Annotated in this window: 3 protein-coding genes; 2 read left to right on the top strand and 1 reads right to left on the bottom strand. The window is 66.7% G+C overall.

All coding sequences use genetic code 11. From position 1 onward, the window contains the following. Positions 1-415, bottom strand: a 415-nt coding sequence (locus AC27VN_RS38150; protein ID WP_490880024.1) for a hypothetical protein, incomplete at its 3' end; no start/stop codon positions are given. On the opposite strand from AC27VN_RS38150, the gene htpG reads away from it, so the two are divergent. Next, the gene (htpG, locus tag AC27VN_RS38145; RefSeq protein WP_093355234.1) at positions 344-2,380 is read left to right on the top strand and encodes a molecular chaperone HtpG; all 2,037 of its coding nucleotides are present in this window, start codon (positions 344-346) and stop codon (positions 2,378-2,380) included. The two genes, AC27VN_RS38150 and htpG, sit on opposite strands and share 72 nt — an antisense overlap. After that, positions 2,377-2,749, top strand: a 373-nt coding sequence (locus tag AC27VN_RS38140; RefSeq protein WP_490880023.1) for a hypothetical protein, incomplete at its 3' end; no start/stop codon positions are given. The genes htpG and AC27VN_RS38140, both read left to right, overlap by 4 nt.

Here is a 2,749-nt window from a genome sequence, read left to right as displayed (position 1 = left end):
GGCGCCACGGCATTCCGGCCGAGCCAGCGGCAGGCCACGGCAACTCCCTCGTCATCCAACAACATCGCCGTCCCTTTGGGCCCCGAGGGCCCCGGTTGAGTTGAATCACTGCGTGCGCAGCGGAGGCGATGATTGTGGTTTTTGGTAACTTTTGCTGACCAAAAACGAGGGCTTCAGGGGCGTTGCCGAATTTTTCGTAGTAAACCGTGACGGAGTGCTTGAAATCGCGCTTGCGAGCGTTGATTTTTAAAACCGTTTGCCCCAGGTAGAAAAGCTGCGTCCGGGCCGAGCCCGGACCGCCGCGCCGCCTTAGAATTTTTTCGATCCGACCTTTCCTTTTCCAATGGCTGATTCCTCCAACACCAAACTCCCGTTCCAGGCCGAAGTCGCGCAACTGCTGCACCTCGTCACGCATGCGCTGTACTCCAACAAGGAAATCTTCCTGCGCGAGCTGATCTCGAATGCATCGGACGCCTGCGACAAGCTGCGCTTCGAGGCCATCGACCGTCCCGAGCTCTACGAAGGCCAGTCCGAGCTCGACGTGCGCATCAGCTTCGACAAGGCCGCGCGCACGATCACCATCACCGACAAGGGCATCGGCCTGTCGCGCCAGGAGGCGATCGACAACCTCGGCACCATCGCCAAGAGCGGCACCAAGGACTTCGTGAGCAAGCTCAGCGGCGACCAGAAGGCCGACGCGCAGCTCATCGGCCAGTTCGGCGTGGGCTTCTACTCGGGCTTCATCGTGGCCGACCGCATCACCGTCGAATCGCGCCGCGCGGGCCTGCCCGCCGAGCAGGGCGTGCGCTGGGCCAGCGGCGGCGCCGGCGACTTCGAGGTGGCCGACATCACGCGTGCCGAGCGCGGCACCAGCATCACGCTGCACCTGCGCGAGGATGCCGACGAATACCTCAACGCCTGGAAGATCAAGCAGATCGTCGGCAAGTACTCCGACCACATCTCGCTGCCGATCCTCATGGAGAAGGAGGAGTGGAAGGAAGGCGAGAACGACCAGCCCGGCGACATGGTGAAGACCGGCGAATGGGAAACGGTCAACAAGGCCAACGCGCTGTGGAGCCGTCCCAAGAAGGACATCAGCGCCGAGCAGTACGAGGAGTTCTACAAGAGCATCAGCCATGACTTCGAGGCGCCGTTGGCCTGGAGCCACAACCGCGTCGAAGGCAGCACCGAGTACACCCAGCTGCTCTACATCCCCGCCAAGGCGCCGTTCGACCTCTGGAACCGCGAGAAGAGCGCGGGCGTCAAGCTCTACGTGAAGCGCGTCTTCATCATGGACGACGCCGAGGCGCTGATGCCCAGCTACCTGCGCTTCGTCAAGGGCGTGATCGACTCGGCCGACCTGCCGCTCAACGTGAGCCGCGAGCTGCTGCAGGAAAGCCGCGACGTGAAGGCGATCCGCGAAGGCAGCACCAAGCGCGTGCTCGGCATGCTCGAGGACCTGGCCAAGAAGCAGAAGACCGGCCCCGAGAGCGGCGAGGGCCGCATCGACGTGGGCTCGGGCGAATCGGTGCCCACGCCCGAGCCGACCGAGGCCGTGACCGATGTGGTCGACAAGAACGCGCCCACCGCGGCCGAGACCGCCGCCGCGGCGGCCGACGACGCGGGCAAGTACGCCAAGTTCTATGCCGAGTTCGGCGCCGTGCTCAAGGAAGGCCTGGGCGAGGACTTCGGCAACCGCGACCGCATCGCCAAGCTGCTGCGCTACGCCTCGACCACCACCGATGCCGTGAGCGTGAGCTTCGCCGACTACAAGGCACGCATGAAGGACGGCCAGGACGCGATCTACTACATCACGGCCGACACGCTGGCCGCCGCCAAGAACAGCCCGCAGCTCGAGGTCTTCAAGAAGAAGGGCATCGAGGTGCTGCTGATGACCGACCGCGTCGACGAGTGGGCGCTCAACTACCTCAACGAGTTCGACGGCACGCCGCTGCAGAGCGTGGCCAAGGGCGCGGTCGACCTCGGCAAGCTGCAGGACGAGGACGAGAAGAAGGCCGCCGAGGAGGCCGCCGAGTCGTTCAAGCCGCTGCTCGAGAAGCTCAAGGAAGCGCTCAAGGACAAGGCCGAGGACGTGCGCGTCACCACGCGCCTGGTCGACTCGCCGGCCTGCCTCGTGGTGCAGGACGGCGGCATGAGCACGCAGCTCGCGCGCATGCTCAAGCAGGCCGGCCAGCCCGCGCCCGAACTCAAGCCGGTGCTCGAGGTCAATGCCGAGCACGCGCTGGTCAAGAAGCTCGAGGGCTCGGCCCACTTCGACGACCTCGCGAACATCCTGTTCGACCAGGCGCTGCTCGCCGAGGGCGGCCTGCCGGCCGATCCCGCGGCCTACGTGCGGCGCGTGAACGCGCTCCTGGTGTGAACACGCGGCCGCGCACCCGCATCGCGGCCGCCGGCCTTCCGGCCGGCGTGCTGCTCGCGCTGCTGGTGAGCGGCTGCTCCCACTACCAGATCGGCATCCCGATCGTGCCGGGCCTCTCGCTGGGGCTCGGCGCCACCAAGGACGGCAACTTCTCGGTCGGCCTCAACACCGGCTTCGGCCCGCTCGGCGCGGGCGTCGCGGTCAGCAACAGCGGCGCGGTCGCGGGCTCGGTCGGCATGGGCCTGGGCGTCGGCCCGGTCGGTGCCGGCGTGGGCCAGAGCGTGGTGCTGCACGACCCCAACGCGGGCAAGCCCAATGCGATGCAGCCGGGTCCGGTGACCAGCGTCGGCGCCGGTGTCGGCGGCAGCG

It is taken from the genome of Variovorax sp. 20P10.2.4 (assembly GCF_058244205.1).
Note: the sequence above shows the minus strand (reverse complement) of the source record. Positions and strands in the feature narration are given on the sequence as shown.